Annotated in this window: 10 protein-coding genes; all 10 read left to right on the forward strand. The window is 43.6% G+C overall.

Features of this window, described 5'->3' with window-relative positions:
* The first annotated feature begins 312 nt into the window (after window positions 1–312).
* The 10 genes from HPT30_RS11340 to argC all read left to right on the forward strand — a co-directional run bounded on the left by HPT30_RS11340 (window position 313) and on the right by argC (window position 14,813).
* Window positions 313–2,088: a glycosyltransferase gene (locus HPT30_RS11340; RefSeq protein ID WP_175371501.1), complete on the forward strand. Its 1,776-nt coding sequence runs from the start codon at window positions 313–315 to the stop codon at window positions 2,086–2,088.
* Window positions 2,088–3,149: a glycosyltransferase family 2 protein gene (locus HPT30_RS11345; protein WP_175371502.1), complete on the forward strand. Its 1,062-nt coding sequence runs from the start codon at window positions 2,088–2,090 to the stop codon at window positions 3,147–3,149. Before HPT30_RS11340 ends, HPT30_RS11345 begins: the two co-directional genes overlap by 1 nt.
* 43 nt (window positions 3,150–3,192) lie before the next feature.
* Window positions 3,193–4,947, forward strand: coding sequence for a glycosyltransferase (locus HPT30_RS11350; RefSeq protein ID WP_246317038.1), 1,755 nt, complete (start codon window positions 3,193–3,195; stop codon window positions 4,945–4,947).
* A 630-nt stretch (window positions 4,948–5,577) separates the two neighbouring features.
* On the forward strand, window positions 5,578–5,775 hold the full coding sequence (locus tag HPT30_RS11355) for a cold shock domain-containing protein (RefSeq protein ID WP_019915069.1): 198 nt from the start codon (window positions 5,578–5,580) through the stop codon (window positions 5,773–5,775).
* A 261-nt stretch (window positions 5,776–6,036) separates the two neighbouring features.
* Window positions 6,037–7,485: an S-layer homology domain-containing protein gene (locus HPT30_RS11360; RefSeq protein ID WP_175371504.1), complete on the forward strand. Its 1,449-nt coding sequence runs from the start codon at window positions 6,037–6,039 to the stop codon at window positions 7,483–7,485.
* Window positions 7,486–7,742: 257 nt separating this feature from the next.
* Window positions 7,743–8,297, forward strand: coding sequence for a ribosome hibernation-promoting factor, HPF/YfiA family (gene hpf, locus HPT30_RS11365; RefSeq protein WP_175371505.1), 555 nt, complete (start codon window positions 7,743–7,745; stop codon window positions 8,295–8,297).
* 279 nt (window positions 8,298–8,576) lie between these two features.
* Window positions 8,577–11,084: a preprotein translocase subunit SecA gene (gene secA / locus HPT30_RS11370; protein ID WP_175371506.1), complete on the forward strand. Its 2,508-nt coding sequence runs from the start codon at window positions 8,577–8,579 to the stop codon at window positions 11,082–11,084.
* A 400-nt stretch (window positions 11,085–11,484) separates the two neighbouring features.
* Window positions 11,485–12,598, forward strand: a protein-coding gene (gene prfB, locus HPT30_RS11375) for a peptide chain release factor 2 (protein WP_175371507.1) whose coding sequence is annotated in 2 segments (ribosomal slippage) — window positions 11,485–11,556 and window positions 11,558–12,598 — 1,113 coding nt in all. Because the reading frame shifts where the segments join, the coding sequence is not laid out codon by codon here.
* Window positions 12,599–12,687: 89 nt separating this feature from the next.
* A complete protein-coding gene (locus HPT30_RS11380; RefSeq protein ID WP_175371508.1) occupies window positions 12,688–13,572 on the forward strand; it encodes a YitT family protein in 885 nt (294 codons plus the stop codon).
* A gap of 185 nt (window positions 13,573–13,757) precedes the next feature.
* Window positions 13,758–14,813, forward strand: a complete 1,056-nt coding sequence (gene argC / locus HPT30_RS11385) for an N-acetyl-gamma-glutamyl-phosphate reductase (RefSeq protein ID WP_175371509.1) — start codon at window positions 13,758–13,760, stop codon at window positions 14,811–14,813.
* The last annotated feature ends 16 nt before the right edge of the window (window positions 14,814–14,829 follow it).

Consider the following 14,829-nt stretch of genomic DNA (forward strand, 5'->3'; position numbering starts at 1 on the left):
TGATAAATTTTGGAGTAATCCCACCGAAGAAAGAATAGCGGAAATCTATGATATTTTGGGTGAAGTAAGGTTGGAATATGATTTTCAGCTGATAGATATCTTTTCTTCGGCAATTATCAAGGAAGAAGATTTCTCAGATGGTGACCATCTAAATAAAAGTGGAGCAAGAAAGATGACACAATATCTTGGGCGCAATATTTTCTGGTAGGTATGCTTCATAAGTAGGAAGTTTATGGTTATCAAGATAGAAGCTCTTTTAAAAATGTTGAAATTGGGAATTATAGAATCCAGCTTAATGAAAGGGTTGACTAGATGTATCCCCTAAAAACAAGCATCATCCTCCTAACTTACAACAAACTTCAATATACGCAGGCTTGTATAGAAAGCATTCGCAAGTACACCCAAAAAGGTACCTATCAACTAATCGTTGTAGACAATTTGTCGACTGATGGAACACGTGATTGGCTAGCGGATCAGACGGATATTCTTACTATATTTAATGAAGAAAATGTTGGTTTCCCTAAAGGGTGTAATCAGGGGATTGAAATTGCTACAGGTGACAACATTCTTCTGTTAAATAATGATGTACTTGTAACCGAGAACTGGTTAAGTTTAATGAGTGAATGTTTGTACAGCTCCAATGATATTGGAGCAGTTGGGCCTGTCTCAAATAGCGCATACGGTGATCAGGAAATTGATACACCTTATTCTACACTTGATGAGATGTGGAGCTTTGCCAATAAGTACAACCTTTCTACAGCACCCGATTGGGAGCAGAAAATAAAACTGATTGGATTTTGTATGCTAATCAAAAAAGAGGTCGTTGATCAAATCGGACTCTTAGATGAGATATTTAGCCCAGGAATGTGCGAGGACGGGGATTATTCATTACGCATTATTCAGGCGGGATATAAACTGATGGTATGTCGAAATATATTTATCCATCATTTTGGATCTACTTCTTTCGGAGAGATGCCTGAACAACGCCAACAATTATGGGCACGAAACAGACAGAAATTCGCAGAAAAGTGGGGCTTCCCTACGGCATACGGCTCAAAAGAAGAACTCATTCAGTTGATTGATGAACCTGATCGGCAAAAAAATATTAGGGTACTGGACGTCAACTGTGGGAGTGGAAGCGCGTTATTAAATATTAAATACAATTACCCTGCTGCTGAAATATATGGTATTGACGAGAATGAGAAGGCCGCTGAAATTACAGGGACATTTGCCAATATTAAAGTAGGGAAGGCTGAAGAGGTTAAACTGGAAGAGAACTTCTATGATTATATTATTCTCAGTGATGTTATTGAGCGGATGGTTAACCCATGGAACTACATTTTTAATGTTAAAAGTGCTCTAAAGACAAATGGGAAAATACTTGCTAGCATTTCAAATGCCTCTCACTATGGATTTTTATTTTCTTTGTTAAAGAATAAATCTCTTTATGGGGACAATGATATATTGAGTAACACTCAATTACGCGTATTCACATTGGCCGAAATTGAAAATCTTTTTACCCAAACTGGATTTGGCCAAATCGAGTATGCGCAAGAACAGAATCATATCTCGGAAGTAGAGCAACAATTTATTGATCAGTTAGCAAGATTGAGTGGATTAAATAATTCGGATCATCTTAGAACAGCACGATATATCATAAAGGCAACGAAGCAGACATCTATATTATCCATAGATACGATCAAGAATTTATTGGAGCAACTGAGCGAAAGTAATGGACAAGGACAATCTTTAATTACTGAGCTAATTGGCATGATTAATGAGCAATCGTTAGACTCATCAATGATCATTGAAGCGATGGGGTTTCTAAATATTGATAAACAGCGTGTCTATAATTTCTTGGCTAATAAATTCTTTGAGCATGGTTTATACAATTATATTGTACCGCTTCTGAATGCGTCATTGGAAATAAATCCCAAACATCATGATACTTTATATAACTATGCATTTATTCTCTATAGCGTAGGTGCAAACGACGCCGCCTTACAATATCTGAATTTAATAGATTCTAGTGATGAAGAGACATCAAGACTTTTACAAAAAGTCCTTCAAAACCTGGAGGGAGTATAATGAGATTATCATTGGTGATGATTGTTAAAAATGGGGAATCGACTTTAAGACGTTGCCTGGAAAGTGCGGCTAAGTACGTTGATGAAATTATAATTGTTGATACCGGTTCAACAGATAACACGAAGTTAATTGCTCTCGATTACCAATCGAGAGTTTTTGATTATGAATGGACAAATGACTTTGGAGCAGCCCGCAATTATGCATTGGATAAGTCAACATGTGAGTGGAGCCTAGTTCTGGATGCGGACGAATATATATCAAATGATTGTAGAGAAGCTCTGACAAATCATTTGCATAGCGTCCCCGCTATTGGAAAGGTTAAACTGATCGATAAATTCATGGGTAAGGATGGGATCAATCATGAGCAAACATATATTTCGAGATTATTTCCTACCAATTGCCGGTATACAGGGAGAATCCATGAACAGATCGTATCGGATCTTCCACGCCATAAAGTAGATATAGAAATTCAACATGATGGTTATTTTCAAAAGGAAAAGTCTTCAAGAAATGTTCCGATATTGATTGATGAAATTTTAGACCACCCTGAAGATCCATATTTTCATTATCAGATTGCCAAAGAGTATCGAGGGATGGGGAATCATGAGGAAGCATACTCTCATCTTAGTACAGCCTACAGTAAAATCACGAGGAGAGAAGGATATGCTCCAAGTATAATTATTAATCTTATGTATTCAATAATTTCTACAGGCCATCTAGAAGAAGGCTTACATATTATTGAAAGTGAACAGAAATTTATGTGGAATTCATCTGATTTTTATTTTGTTTCTGCTCTTTTTCTGCTCGAACTTATCAATAGTAATTTAGAGATCTATGGCGAATTGCTGCCATTGATTGAGGATTATTACTTGCGGGCGTTGGAGATTGGAGATAATGAACAGGAAGGAAGCGTTATAGGAACGGGTAGCTTTGCTGCTCATCATAATTTGGGTGTCTATTACGAGGTTACAGGAAGTATTAATAAGGCACAAGAGCAGTACAGAAAAGCAGCTTTCTATAACTATGAACCATCTTTAGAACGGTTGAAAGAGCTTAAATGAGAGACATTAGTTATAACGGACAAAAGTGAAAGCAGGTATGAACATGAACAAAACAAGTATTGTCATATTGACGTATAATAAGCTTGAGTTTACCATCGATTGTATTGAAAGCATTAGAGAGTATACTACTCAGGGTACATATGAAATCATTGTGGTAGACAACGCCTCAACAGATGGAAGCAGGGAATGGCTGTCAGAACAAATGGATATTATTACGATCTTTAATGATGAGAATTATGGTTTCCCTAAGGGATGTAATCAAGGAATAGAGGTAGCTACTGGGGAGAACATTCTATTACTAAATAATGACGTCATTGTTACAACTAATTGGCTGGATAATCTATTGCTTGCGCTGAATAGTTCTGCTGAGGTGGGGGCTGTTGGAGCAATCAGTAACGAATGTACATATTATCAGAACATTAGTGTTAATTATACCAATATAGAAGAAATGCAAGAATTCGCAAAAAAGATCAATATACATAATCCGAGTGAATGGGAACAACGGATAAAACTCGTTGGTTTTTGCATGTTGATAAAACGAGGAGTTATTAATGAAATTGGAATACTTGACGAGATATTTTCACCAGGAAATTTTGAGGACGATGATTACTCTTTCCGAATAATGCAAGCTGGTTACAGGCTATTGTTATGCAAGGACACGTTCGTTCATCATCATGGGCATGCGACTTTCTCTGTCGATTCCAGAAGTTTTTATAATATTTTGGAGCAAAATGCATTGAAATTTAAAGAAAAATGGAATTTTGACTCCAGTGACTCTGCCAATATCAGATTCGATGTTGTTCAATTAGTGGATACAAGTCCATTAGAGCCTATAAAAGTATTGGAAGTTGGCTGTGGCTGTGGAGGGACCTTGCTTGAGATTAAAAATAGGTATAAGGATGCGGATTTGTATGGCATTGAGTTGAATGGAAATTCAGCAGCCATAGCCTCTCTTTTTGCAAATGTAAGTTCCTCAAATGTAGAACATCAATTGGAATATCCTGAGAATTTCTTTGACTATATAATCCTTCCTGATATTCTGGAACACCTGATTGATCCATGGTCTGTTCTGAAAAACCTGAAAAAGCATCTGAAGAATAAAGGTAAGTTGATCACCAGCATTCCTAATGTGATGCATTATAGTGTATTACGTGATACTTTACAGGGAAGATGGAAATATACAGAAGCCGGTCTTTTAGAGCGGACCCACTTACGGTTTTTCACAATATATGAAATTCAAGAAATGTTCCAAGATGCAGGTTTTGTCGATCTGAGTTATAAGGGAAATATCATTCCTATCCCAGAAGAAGATGAAGAATTCATATTAAAACTGGGTAATCTAGGAGGCTCATCCTTCGAACAACAATATAGGGTCTATCAATGGTTGGTGAAGGCGGAGAAAAATGATCCCATTTATACTATAGGGAATTCAGTAAAGGGTGTAGACCTAACATCTCTACAAGAGATGGATTTCACAGAGATTGTGGTGTTGATAAAAACAAACAACTTGAGTTCTTCAGAGATTATTACAGTAGTGGAAGAGTATGCTCAGGAGAAACAGGCGACCTATAACTTGTTAGCGATAAGCTTGTACAATGAGAGAATGTTTGATCATATTATTCCTTTATTATCACAATCCTTATCTATTGATTCATCGCATATGGAGACATTGTATAACTTGGGACATATACTCTACGAAGCCAACGAAAAAGAATTAGCTTTAGAATACCTCCAGCAAATAGCAGTTAAGGACAAAGCTACACAAGATTTAATTAACGAGATAATGTCCTTATATTAATTTATAGTGGGAAAATAAAATGTGGTAAATTTAGATATTAAGGGAGCTAGAGAACTGATTGAATCAATAATTATTAGCTATTAATATAGGGATGCAAGCCGAAATAAATCTATCAGAGATTATCACATCAGTTAAAAGCGATAAACTGAACTGTGAAACGTTAATAAATATTACTCCCTTTTTAAATGCATCTCTTGAAATTGATATTACTCATCAGCTAACATTATTTAATTACGCGTCTATACTTCATCAAATAGGAGCAAATGATAAAGCTATAGTGTTTTTAAATATGATCAAAGAAAAAGATAGTGAATCTGAACAGTTGCTATCTAAAGTAAGTGAACATCTTCATAGCATTCGATGAGAATCAGTTAAGAATTATCCCTAGATATTTATAATGTTTGTTTCAAAGTTCATCCTGCTGGTTAAATATTCTTAATCGAAATTCTATACCGCTTGTTGATAACGTCTTTTGTAGAAAAATGTAGAAAATGATTACTGAATATTGTAGTGGTAATTTATTGAATGTAATCATTTTCTTTTCCAATTGACAATTGAGAAGCAGCGATGGTATAGTCGAGTTGTGAGCAAGACTCACGTTCATCTGATGACGAAGGGAATGTTTAATCAATGGAAGGTAAAGTAAAATGGTTTAATGCAGAAAAAGGTTATGGTTTTATCGAAACTGCAGACGGTGGGGACGTATTTGTACACTTTTCCGCGATTCAAACAGACGGTTTCAAGACATTGGATGAGGGTCAATCCGTAGAATTTGATATCGTTGAAGGTGCACGTGGACCACAAGCAGCTAACGTAATCAAATTATAATCATCCGGCGAAGCCGACCTACATATATGGTAGATGGTTAGCAATTGATACAACGCTAGCGAGAACCTTGGGAATATTCCCAAGGTTCTTTTTATTGTATACGCAATCATTGGACAGTTAAGCGTACATAGATGGTTTTATATAGCTATAATTTTCCATAAAAAGGTTTCGTCCTCCCGATACTCGGGTAATGGCTTACGTTGAGCTTTTTATCTTACCTCGACGCACACTAATACTTTCTGTAGGAGGATGAACTGCAAAATGAAAAAGATGTGGCGCGGTCTTATGACCGGAATGCTGGGAGTGAGCATGTTGCTCGGCTCTCTAGGCAGTGTATCTGCAGCCCCTGTGCCCAAAGATATTCAGGGACACTGGGCTCAGGCGCAATTGCAGCAATGGCTTGATAAGGGCTATCTTGGGGGATACCCTGACGGTACAGTTAAGCCCAATAATGCGATTACACGTGCAGAATATGTTGCCTTCGTAAACCGTCTGTTCGGATTCACTGAGACAGGAACTGTTAACTTCACGGATCTTAAGGCCTCGAATTGGTCCTACCTTGAAGTAGCTAAGGCTGTCAGAGCGGGATACATTGGAGGGTATGAAAATAATACGTTCCGTCCTAATAATCCCTTAACCAGACAGGAGGCAGCTGTGATTACTGCCAAGCTGTTGAAGCTGAATACGAATGCATCTACTACTAAATTTAAAGACAACAGTCAGTTTGCCGCATGGAGCCGTGGAGCCATCGCAGCAGCTGCAGATAAGAAGATCATAAACGGCTATCCAGACGGAACATTCGGTCCTAAAAAAGCGCTGACCCGCGCCGAGGCAGTAGGTATCATAAGCAACTCGGTAGTGTATAAACCGACAGCACCAGGCGGTGTGAATCCTACGCCAGTACCTACACCAACACCGTCGGCTACACCTGTACCTACAGCCAGTCCTACCCCAGTTCCTACATCTGTTCCAGGTGGGGGCAGCGGAGGCGGCGGCGGTGGTGGCGGTGGCGGGACCATCACCACTCCAACGGTTACTGGTGCCACCTATGGTCATGTCGGATCGGTTACTGCAGATGTGTACCTCACACCTTCAGTAACAGGTGAAGTATATTATGTTGTGGTTCCATATACCAGCACGCTGATAACACCAAGTGTGGCGGAAGTAAAAGATGGACAGGGTGGTGCTGGTGTAACGGTTGTAAACCATGGAACCAAGGCAACCGCCGCTAACACAACAGTCTCCTTCTCCGTTTATGGCCTGCAAGCCAACACAGAATATGCTACATTCGCTGTAGTTACGGACACTTCCGGCAATTGGTCCTCCGTAGCAAAAGTGCAGTTGAAGACAGCCCCAGCCAATGCAGATGCCATTACGCTGGCACAACCGGGACAGATTGGAACCGTAACAGCTGATGTGTACTTCAAGTATGGACAGGCTGGCGGAACGACCCAGCAGGTTAAATACGTAGTACTTCCTGAGAACGATGCTGTACCAAGTGCTGCACAGGTGGCAGCCGGTCAGAATAGTGCAGGTACCACGCTGGCAGCACCATGGACAGGTACTGTGTCTGTGCTTCCAGGGGCAGGTCACACGCACACCTTAACTGGACTTACTGCGGGAACAGGTTATAAGGTTTATCTGGTTAGCGGCTCCGGCAGCAACTGGTCATCCGTAGAGGTTGTCCGCTTGCATACAAAGCAGCCATAGCAGAAGGGATTCAGGTAGCAGATTCATAAGTGATGAATTTAGTTACACTGACTGTGCATGAGCAATTATAGTCTGTAGCAGAATAGAATTGTAATCGTCCGGAAAGGGTCGTTTCTATGCTCTTTCCGGACTTCTTTTTTAAAGACGAATATCTTGTAGGGAATTTGTTAGCTTAATGTAAAGGCTGTCATGATTTGTTTTTTACTTAGCTCTAACAATTTGGTATAATGGAGCTGTAAACAAAGGAGGAGTGCCCCATGCAATTTAGCATTCGAGGTCAACAAATTGAAGTGACCGACGCTTTGAGAGACTATGTTGATAAGAAGCTCAGCAGACTTGAGAAGTATTTCGATGCACCCCCTACCTCAGAAGGATATGTAACGCTTAGCGTTGTACGCGGCCTTCATACAGTGGAAGTAACGATTCCGCTTGCAGGTGTGACGCTTCGTGCGGAAGATCGCAGCGATGACATGTATTCATCCATTGATGCCGTAGTGGACAAGCTGGAACGCCAAATTCGTAAACACAAGACCAAATTGAACCGTAAGTTCCGTCAGGAAGGCAGCCTGAAGACATTATTCGTGGAAGGCAATGGTAGCTCTGTAGCTGTAGAAGAACAGGATACGGACGATGATTTGGAGGTTGTACGGAACAAGCGCTTTACTCTGAAACCTATGGATGTGGAGGAAGCTATCCTGCAAATGAATATGGTAGGACATAACTTCTTTGTCTTCTCCAATATCGATACATCCGAAGTGAGTGTTGTTTACAAACGTAACGATGGTAAATACGGACTGATTGAACAGAACTAAACTTCAGCCAATTTCAATAATTGCTGCGATTTAGAAGGGATTATTATCAGTCAGATGTGAAAAATTAAACGAGCCCTTATTCGCGTGAAGCGAATAGGGCTCTTATGCGTATATATAGTTATGTATGAAAATGTGCCAAGTATTTGCTTGTATTGCGGCATCTCTTACAAACTGTTACAATTTATGAAGCAGCGGAATCGATTCTGCATTTTGGCCCTTTCAATTTAAGTGGGGATGGGCTAAGGTTCCACCATCTGTGTTGCATGAAAGGGGTTAACCATGCTAGGACTTGTAAAGAAAATTTTTGGTGATACTAATGATCGTGATGTTAAACGACTCTCGAAAACAGTCGAAATTATTAATGGATTGGAGCCGGATTTTGCGGCGCTTTCGGATGAAGCACTGAAGGGAAAGACGGAAGAATTCCGCGCCCGGATCGAAAAGGGTGAGACGCTGGAAGAGCTTCTGCCCGAAGCTTTTGCTACAGTTCGTGAAGCATCCAAGCGGGTGCTGGGCAAGCGTCATTATGACGTGCAGCTTATTGGTGGTATGGCACTGCATGAAGGCCGTATCGCTGAGATGAAGACAGGTGAAGGGAAGACCCTTGTAGGTACACTTCCTGTTTACTTGAACGCATTGCTCGGTAAAGGCGTTCATGTCGTTACAGTCAATGACTACCTGGCTCAGCGCGACAGCGCCGAAATGGGACAAATCTATAATTTTCTGGGCATGACGGTCGGGGTCAACCTGAGCGGCATGGACCATGCTTATAAACAAGATGCGTATGCCAACGATATTACGTATGGTACGAACAATGAGTTTGGTTTTGACTACTTGCGGGATAACATGGTGCTCTATAAGGAGCAAATGGTTCAGCGTCCGCTCTATTTCTGTATAATTGACGAAGTGGACTCCATCCTGATCGATGAGGCCCGTACACCGCTGATTATTTCGGGGCAAGCTGAGAAGTCGACAGAACTGTACTATGCGGCTGACCGGTTTGTGAAGAAATTAAAGGCAGAAGAAGACTACACAGTCGACATTAAGGTGAAATCCGTTGCCTTGACTGAAAAAGGTGTGGCTGTGGCTGAACGTGCTTTTGGCGTAGAGAACTTGTATGACCACAGCAATGTAACGCTGAACCATCATATCGTACAGGCACTCAAGGCGAATGTTATCATGCGCCGTGACGTGGATTATGTAGTGAATGAAGAAGAAGTGGTTATCGTTGACGAATTCACAGGCCGGCTGATGGCGGGCCGCCGTTATAGCGATGGTCTGCACCAGGCGATTGAAGCCAAGGAAGAAATTCAGGTACAGAACGAGAGCATGACGCTCGCAACGATCACCTTCCAGAACTACTTCCGGATGTACCGTAAGCTGGCTGGGATGACTGGTACAGCGAAGACGGAAGAAGAGGAATTCAAGAAGATTTATGGTCTTGAGGTTCTTCAAGTTCCAACGAATAAAGTGAATCAGCGTCAGGATATGCCGGATGTGGTCTATAAGTCCGAGAACGGTAAATTCAACGCTGTTGTGACTGAGATTGTGGAGCGTCACAAGAAGAATCAGCCGGTGTTGGTGGGTACCGTTTCAATCGAAAACTCCGAACTTCTCTCTGAAATGCTGAAGCGCAAAGGTGTTAGACACCAGGTGTTAAACGCGAAGCATCACGCGACGGAAGCGGAAATTATCACTCATGCAGGACAACCAGGTACGGTTACGATCGCTACCAATATGGCGGGTCGTGGTACAGATATTATTCTGGGTGAAGGTGTATCCGAACTCGGTGGATTGCATATCATTGGTACAGAGCGCCATGAATCACGGCGGATTGACAATCAGCTTCGCGGACGTGCAGGACGTCAGGGCGACCCTGGCTCCACACAGTTCTACCTGTCCCTCGGCGATGAACTGATGAAGCGTTTTGGTGCAGATAATGTACTGAACATGATGGACCGTCTTGGATTTGAAGAAGATCAGCCGATCGAGAGCCGGATGATTACCCGTGCTGTCGAGTCCGCTCAGAAACGGGTGGAAGGCAATAACTTTGACATTCGTAAAGTGGTCCTCCAGTATGATGATGTAATGAACCAACAGCGCGAAATCATCTACAAGCAGCGTCGTGAAATTCTGGAATCAGAGAACATCAAGGATATTGTAATGGAAATGATCAAACCGGTCGTGGACCGGGTAGTTCGTGCCCATTGTAGCGACGATATTCCTGAGAACTGGGAACTTCAGGAAGTTGCGGATTATGTGAACAGCAAATTGCTGGATGAAGGTACATTGACTCGTGATGATCTGTGGGGCAAAGAAGTTGAGGAGATCACTGACTATATCTTCGATCGTGTACTGGAGAAGTATGCAGCCCGCGAAGAACGTCTTGGCTCAGAGCTGGTTCGTGAATTCGAGAAGGTTATTGTACTTCGTTCCGTAGATAGCAAATGGATGGATCATATTGATGCGATGGACCAACTGCGTCAAGGGATTCACCTTCGTGCATACGGCGGTACAGATCCGCTTCGCGAATACCAGTTCGAAGGCTTCGAAATGTTTAATGAAATGACCGCCAACATTCAGGAAGAAGTGGCGACTTATATTATGAAGGCACACATCGAGACGAATCAGGAACGTCAATCTGTAGTGGAAGAAGATAAAATCTCCACCAACGGTGAGCCGGCTGAGAAGCGTCCGGTGCATGTGGAAGAAGCGATCGGCCGCAACGATCCTTGTCCTTGCGGAAGCGGCAAGAAATACAAGAACTGCCACGGCCAGAACGCGTAAGCTAACAAGGGACCGTGTATATACTCTTATAGTGCGTGCGGTATCAGACAATTAATGAGGATGTCTTAAATGAGAGACAGTTATCGTTACAGTGTCTGCTATACATTTTCTAGAGGGTATAATAACAACAAAGAGCGGCTGGGCCCGGGGATTCCCCGTTACGGTCGGCCGCTCTTTTGGGTACTTTTTTTGTGAATGTTAATGTAGAGGGTTATTGGAACTGGAGAAGCGTCAGCGTTCGCCTTTATCACCGGATTCTTACTGCTAAATGCATTATAATTCATGGAATCTGGTGATAACAGCGGTCGGAAGTCCAATAATCTTGGAATGGCCGATATTCACCAAACTTGTACTCAAATAAGCGAAGCTGATAACTCATTTTTGAAAGGTGAAGTGACATATGATAGATCCAAATGTAAAGCAGGACCTGCGGGAAATCGGCAAGAAATTAACCAACCTTAGGGGGTCTCTTTGACTTAGACCTTAAGCAAGAGATGATTGCTAACTTCGAAGAGAAGATGGCGGCTCCCGGATTCTGGGATGACAGCGAGCAGGCTCAGGGCATTATTGCCGAGATGAATGCTGTTAAATCTTCGGTAGATCAGTATGAGAAGCAGAAGCAGGATTATGATGATGCTGCGATGATGGCTGAGTTGGCCGATGAAGAGGGCGATGAGGAACTGGCGGCTGAGGTTGCTGGCAACATCCGCGCTCTGGCCGGTAAAGTGGATGAGTTCGAGCTGCAGCTGCTGCTGAACCAGCCATATGACAAGATGAATGCTATCCTTGAGCTGCATCCGGGCGCAGGCGGCACCGAGTCCCAAGACTGGGGACAAATGCTGCTGCGGATGTATACGCGCTGGGCCGAGAAACGCGGCTTCAAGGTCGAGGTGCTTGATTATCTTCCAGGGGATGAGGCAGGAATCAAGAGTGTGACCCTGCTAATCAAAGGCTTTAACGCTTATGGTTACTTGAAGGTAGAGAAGGGCGTACACCGATTGGTACGTATCTCGCCTTTTGACTCCTCCGGCAGACGCCATACTTCATTCGTATCCTGTGATGTGGTACCAGAAATATCGGATGATGTGGAAGTTGAAATCTGTACAGAGGATCTTAAAATCGATACTTACCGGGCAAGTGGTGCCGGTGGTCAGCATATCAATACGACAGACTCGGCGGTGCGGATCACGCACTTACCAACTGGTGTGGTTGTGACTTGTCAGAATGAACGTTCTCAGATCAAGAACCGTGAACGGGCGATGACAATGCTTCGTTCCAAGCTGTATGAGCGCAAGCTGCAAGAGCAGCAGCAACAGCTGGATGAAATCCGAGGAGAACAGTCGGATATTGCCTGGGGTAGCCAGATTCGCTCCTATGTGTTCCATCCCTATAGTATGGTAAAGGATCACCGCACTTCCGTGGAAACCGGAAACGTGGGTGCTGTAATGGATGGCGATCTGGACGCATTTATTGATGGATATTTGCGCAGCCAAATCAAGACTGAAGCTGAATAAGTACAAATGAATTCCTACGCTTCCTCGGAGGCCGTAGGAATTTTTGGCGTCAAGAGAAAAGATAAAGTTACTTTGAAGGAGAGCCTTTCATGCAAAAGATCAACTCACGCAATAAGCCGCCGTTCATTCCGTTGAATGGACCCCTGCGCCATGCAGTGGATTTAGGACTGATTCTGTTGGGGTCACTGATTACGGCGCTTGCGTTCAATTTATTTTTCCTGCCGAACCGGATTGCTTCCGGAGGGGTATCCGGTCTATCCGTACTGGCCGAAGCCTGGTTTGGGGCAGAGCCTGCTTTTACCCAGTGGGCATTGAATATTCCACTCTTCGTGATGGGGGTAGTATTGCTGGGCAAGCAGTATGGAATGCGCTCTTTGCTGGGCAGCTTCGTGCTGCCGTTGTTTATTTTTTTGACCAAAGATGGCCCTGTTCCGACTACTAATCCTCTCCTTGCTTCTATATATGGAGGGATTGGGGTAGGTCTTGGCCTTGGGCTGGTCTTCCGTGGACGCGGCTCGACAGGCGGTCTCTCGATCTTGGCCCAGATTATTCAGAAGTTCTCCGGTCTGAGCTTCTCCATGTCAGTTGTGCTGCTGGATGGTACGGTGATTACGCTGGCGGCGTTTGTACTGGGGATGGAGCAGGCGATGTATGCGCTGATTGGTTTATTCGTTACCGGCCGGGTCATTAACGCGCTGGAGGTTGGCTTTAGCTATACCAAGGTCGCGTATATTATCTCGGAGCAGACAGAGGAGATCACACAGGCGATATTGAATGATCTCGACCGCGGACTGACCAAGCTGAACGCCCAAGGCGGCTATACAGGCGATGATCGCACTGTGCTTATGGTTGTGGTCGGCCAGAACGAAATCACAAGACTTAAAGCAATTGTCCGTTCGGTTGATCCGGGCGCGTTCGTAATTATTACAGAGGCCCATGAAGTGCTGGGCGAAGGATTTAAAAGAGAAGCGTGAACTCTCCTGCGCGGGGAGTCGCGCTTCTTTTTTTATACCGAAACTATGTACAAAGTTAACTTAACATGTTGTATTTATATTAATTGAGTCGTATAATAATACATATTTCAGAGCGGCTATACAATAGACTGAATATCAGGCAAGACCAGATAGATTAGAGTATCAACATCAAGCAGAAAGTGGGGATGACAGTGGAGGGCAAGCTGAGGGCGGCAATTGTGGGTTCAACGGGATACGGAGGCGTGGAGCTGATCAGGCTGCTGCAAAGTCATCCTAAGGTGGAGATCACATCAGTGATTTCCTCATCTAGCGCAGGGGTGCCTATTGAAGAAGGATTCCCGCATCTGACCGGGGTAGTGGAGCTAAAGCTGGACGGAGTGGATGCAGCAGAGATTGCCGGGAAGGCGGATGTTGTATTCACAGCTACCCCGTCGGGGGTAAGCGCAAAGCTGGTCCCACAGCTGCTTGAGGCAGGACTCAAGGTTGTGGATCTGTCGGGTGATTTTCGCTTGAAGGACGGCGCAGCTTATGAGCAGTGGTATAAACACCCGGCACCGGCCGAAGCTTATCTGGAGCAGGCGGTATACGGGCTGTGCGAGGTGTATGGAGAGCGGGCGGCGGGAGTTGATTTTATATCGAATCCAGGCTGTTATCCTACAGCTACGCTGCTGGGGTTGGTTCCGGCCATTGAAGCGGGCTGGATCAAGCATGATAGCATCATTATTGATGCGAAATCAGGGGTGTCTGGAGCAGGTCGTGGAACGAGCCTGATGGTGCATTTTTCAGAGATGAATGAGAATTTCAAAGCTTATAAGATCAATAAGCATCAACATATCCCGGAAATTGAGCAGACGCTTTCGGACGTTGCAGGGAAGGATGTTACGGTGACATTCACCACACACCTTGTCCCTATGACACGGGGCATTATGAGTACGATGTATGCGGGAATGAGCGGGCAATATACGGAACAGGATTTTGTGGACTTATATCGTAAGTATTATGCAGGCAGACCTTATGTGCGCGTGCGCGACGCGGGAGTGATCCCGGCGACGAAGGAAGTTAGCGGCTCCAACTATTGTGATATTGGCTTTGCGACAGATGCCCGTACCGGGCGCATTACGATCGTATCCGTTATTGATAACATCGTGAAGGGTGCAGCTGGGCAGGCAATACAGAACCTCAATTTGATGATGGGATGGGAGGAAACCCTTGGCCTCGGCTATACACCTGTGTATCCGTAGAGTTCAGTGGTAAAAG

This window comes from Paenibacillus agri (genome assembly GCF_013359945.1).
GTDB lineage: Bacteria > Bacillota > Bacilli > Paenibacillales > Paenibacillaceae > Paenibacillus_AQ > Paenibacillus_AQ agri.

Bases quoted from the DNA above. Each gene is read 5' to 3' on its own strand.
- HPT30_RS11350 (WP_246317038.1), top strand. From the start codon at position 3,193: ATGAACAAAACAAGTATTGTCATATTGACGTATAATAAGCTTGAGTTT.
- hpf (WP_175371505.1), top strand. From the start codon at position 7,743: ATGCAATTTAGCATTCGAGGTCAACAAATTGAAGTGACCGACGCTTTG.
- HPT30_RS11380 (WP_175371508.1), top strand. From the start codon at position 12,688: ATGCAAAAGATCAACTCACGCAATAAGCCGCCGTTCATTCCGTTGAAT.
- HPT30_RS11345 (WP_175371502.1), top strand. From the start codon at position 2,088: ATGAGATTATCATTGGTGATGATTGTTAAAAATGGGGAATCGACTTTA.
- HPT30_RS11340 (WP_175371501.1), top strand. From the start codon at position 313: ATGTATCCCCTAAAAACAAGCATCATCCTCCTAACTTACAACAAACTT.
- argC (WP_175371509.1), top strand. From the start codon at position 13,758: ATGACAGTGGAGGGCAAGCTGAGGGCGGCAATTGTGGGTTCAACGGGA.
- HPT30_RS11360 (WP_175371504.1), top strand. From the start codon at position 6,037: ATGAAAAAGATGTGGCGCGGTCTTATGACCGGAATGCTGGGAGTGAGC.
- HPT30_RS11355 (WP_019915069.1), top strand. From the start codon at position 5,578: ATGGAAGGTAAAGTAAAATGGTTTAATGCAGAAAAAGGTTATGGTTTT.
- secA (WP_175371506.1), top strand. From the start codon at position 8,577: ATGCTAGGACTTGTAAAGAAAATTTTTGGTGATACTAATGATCGTGAT.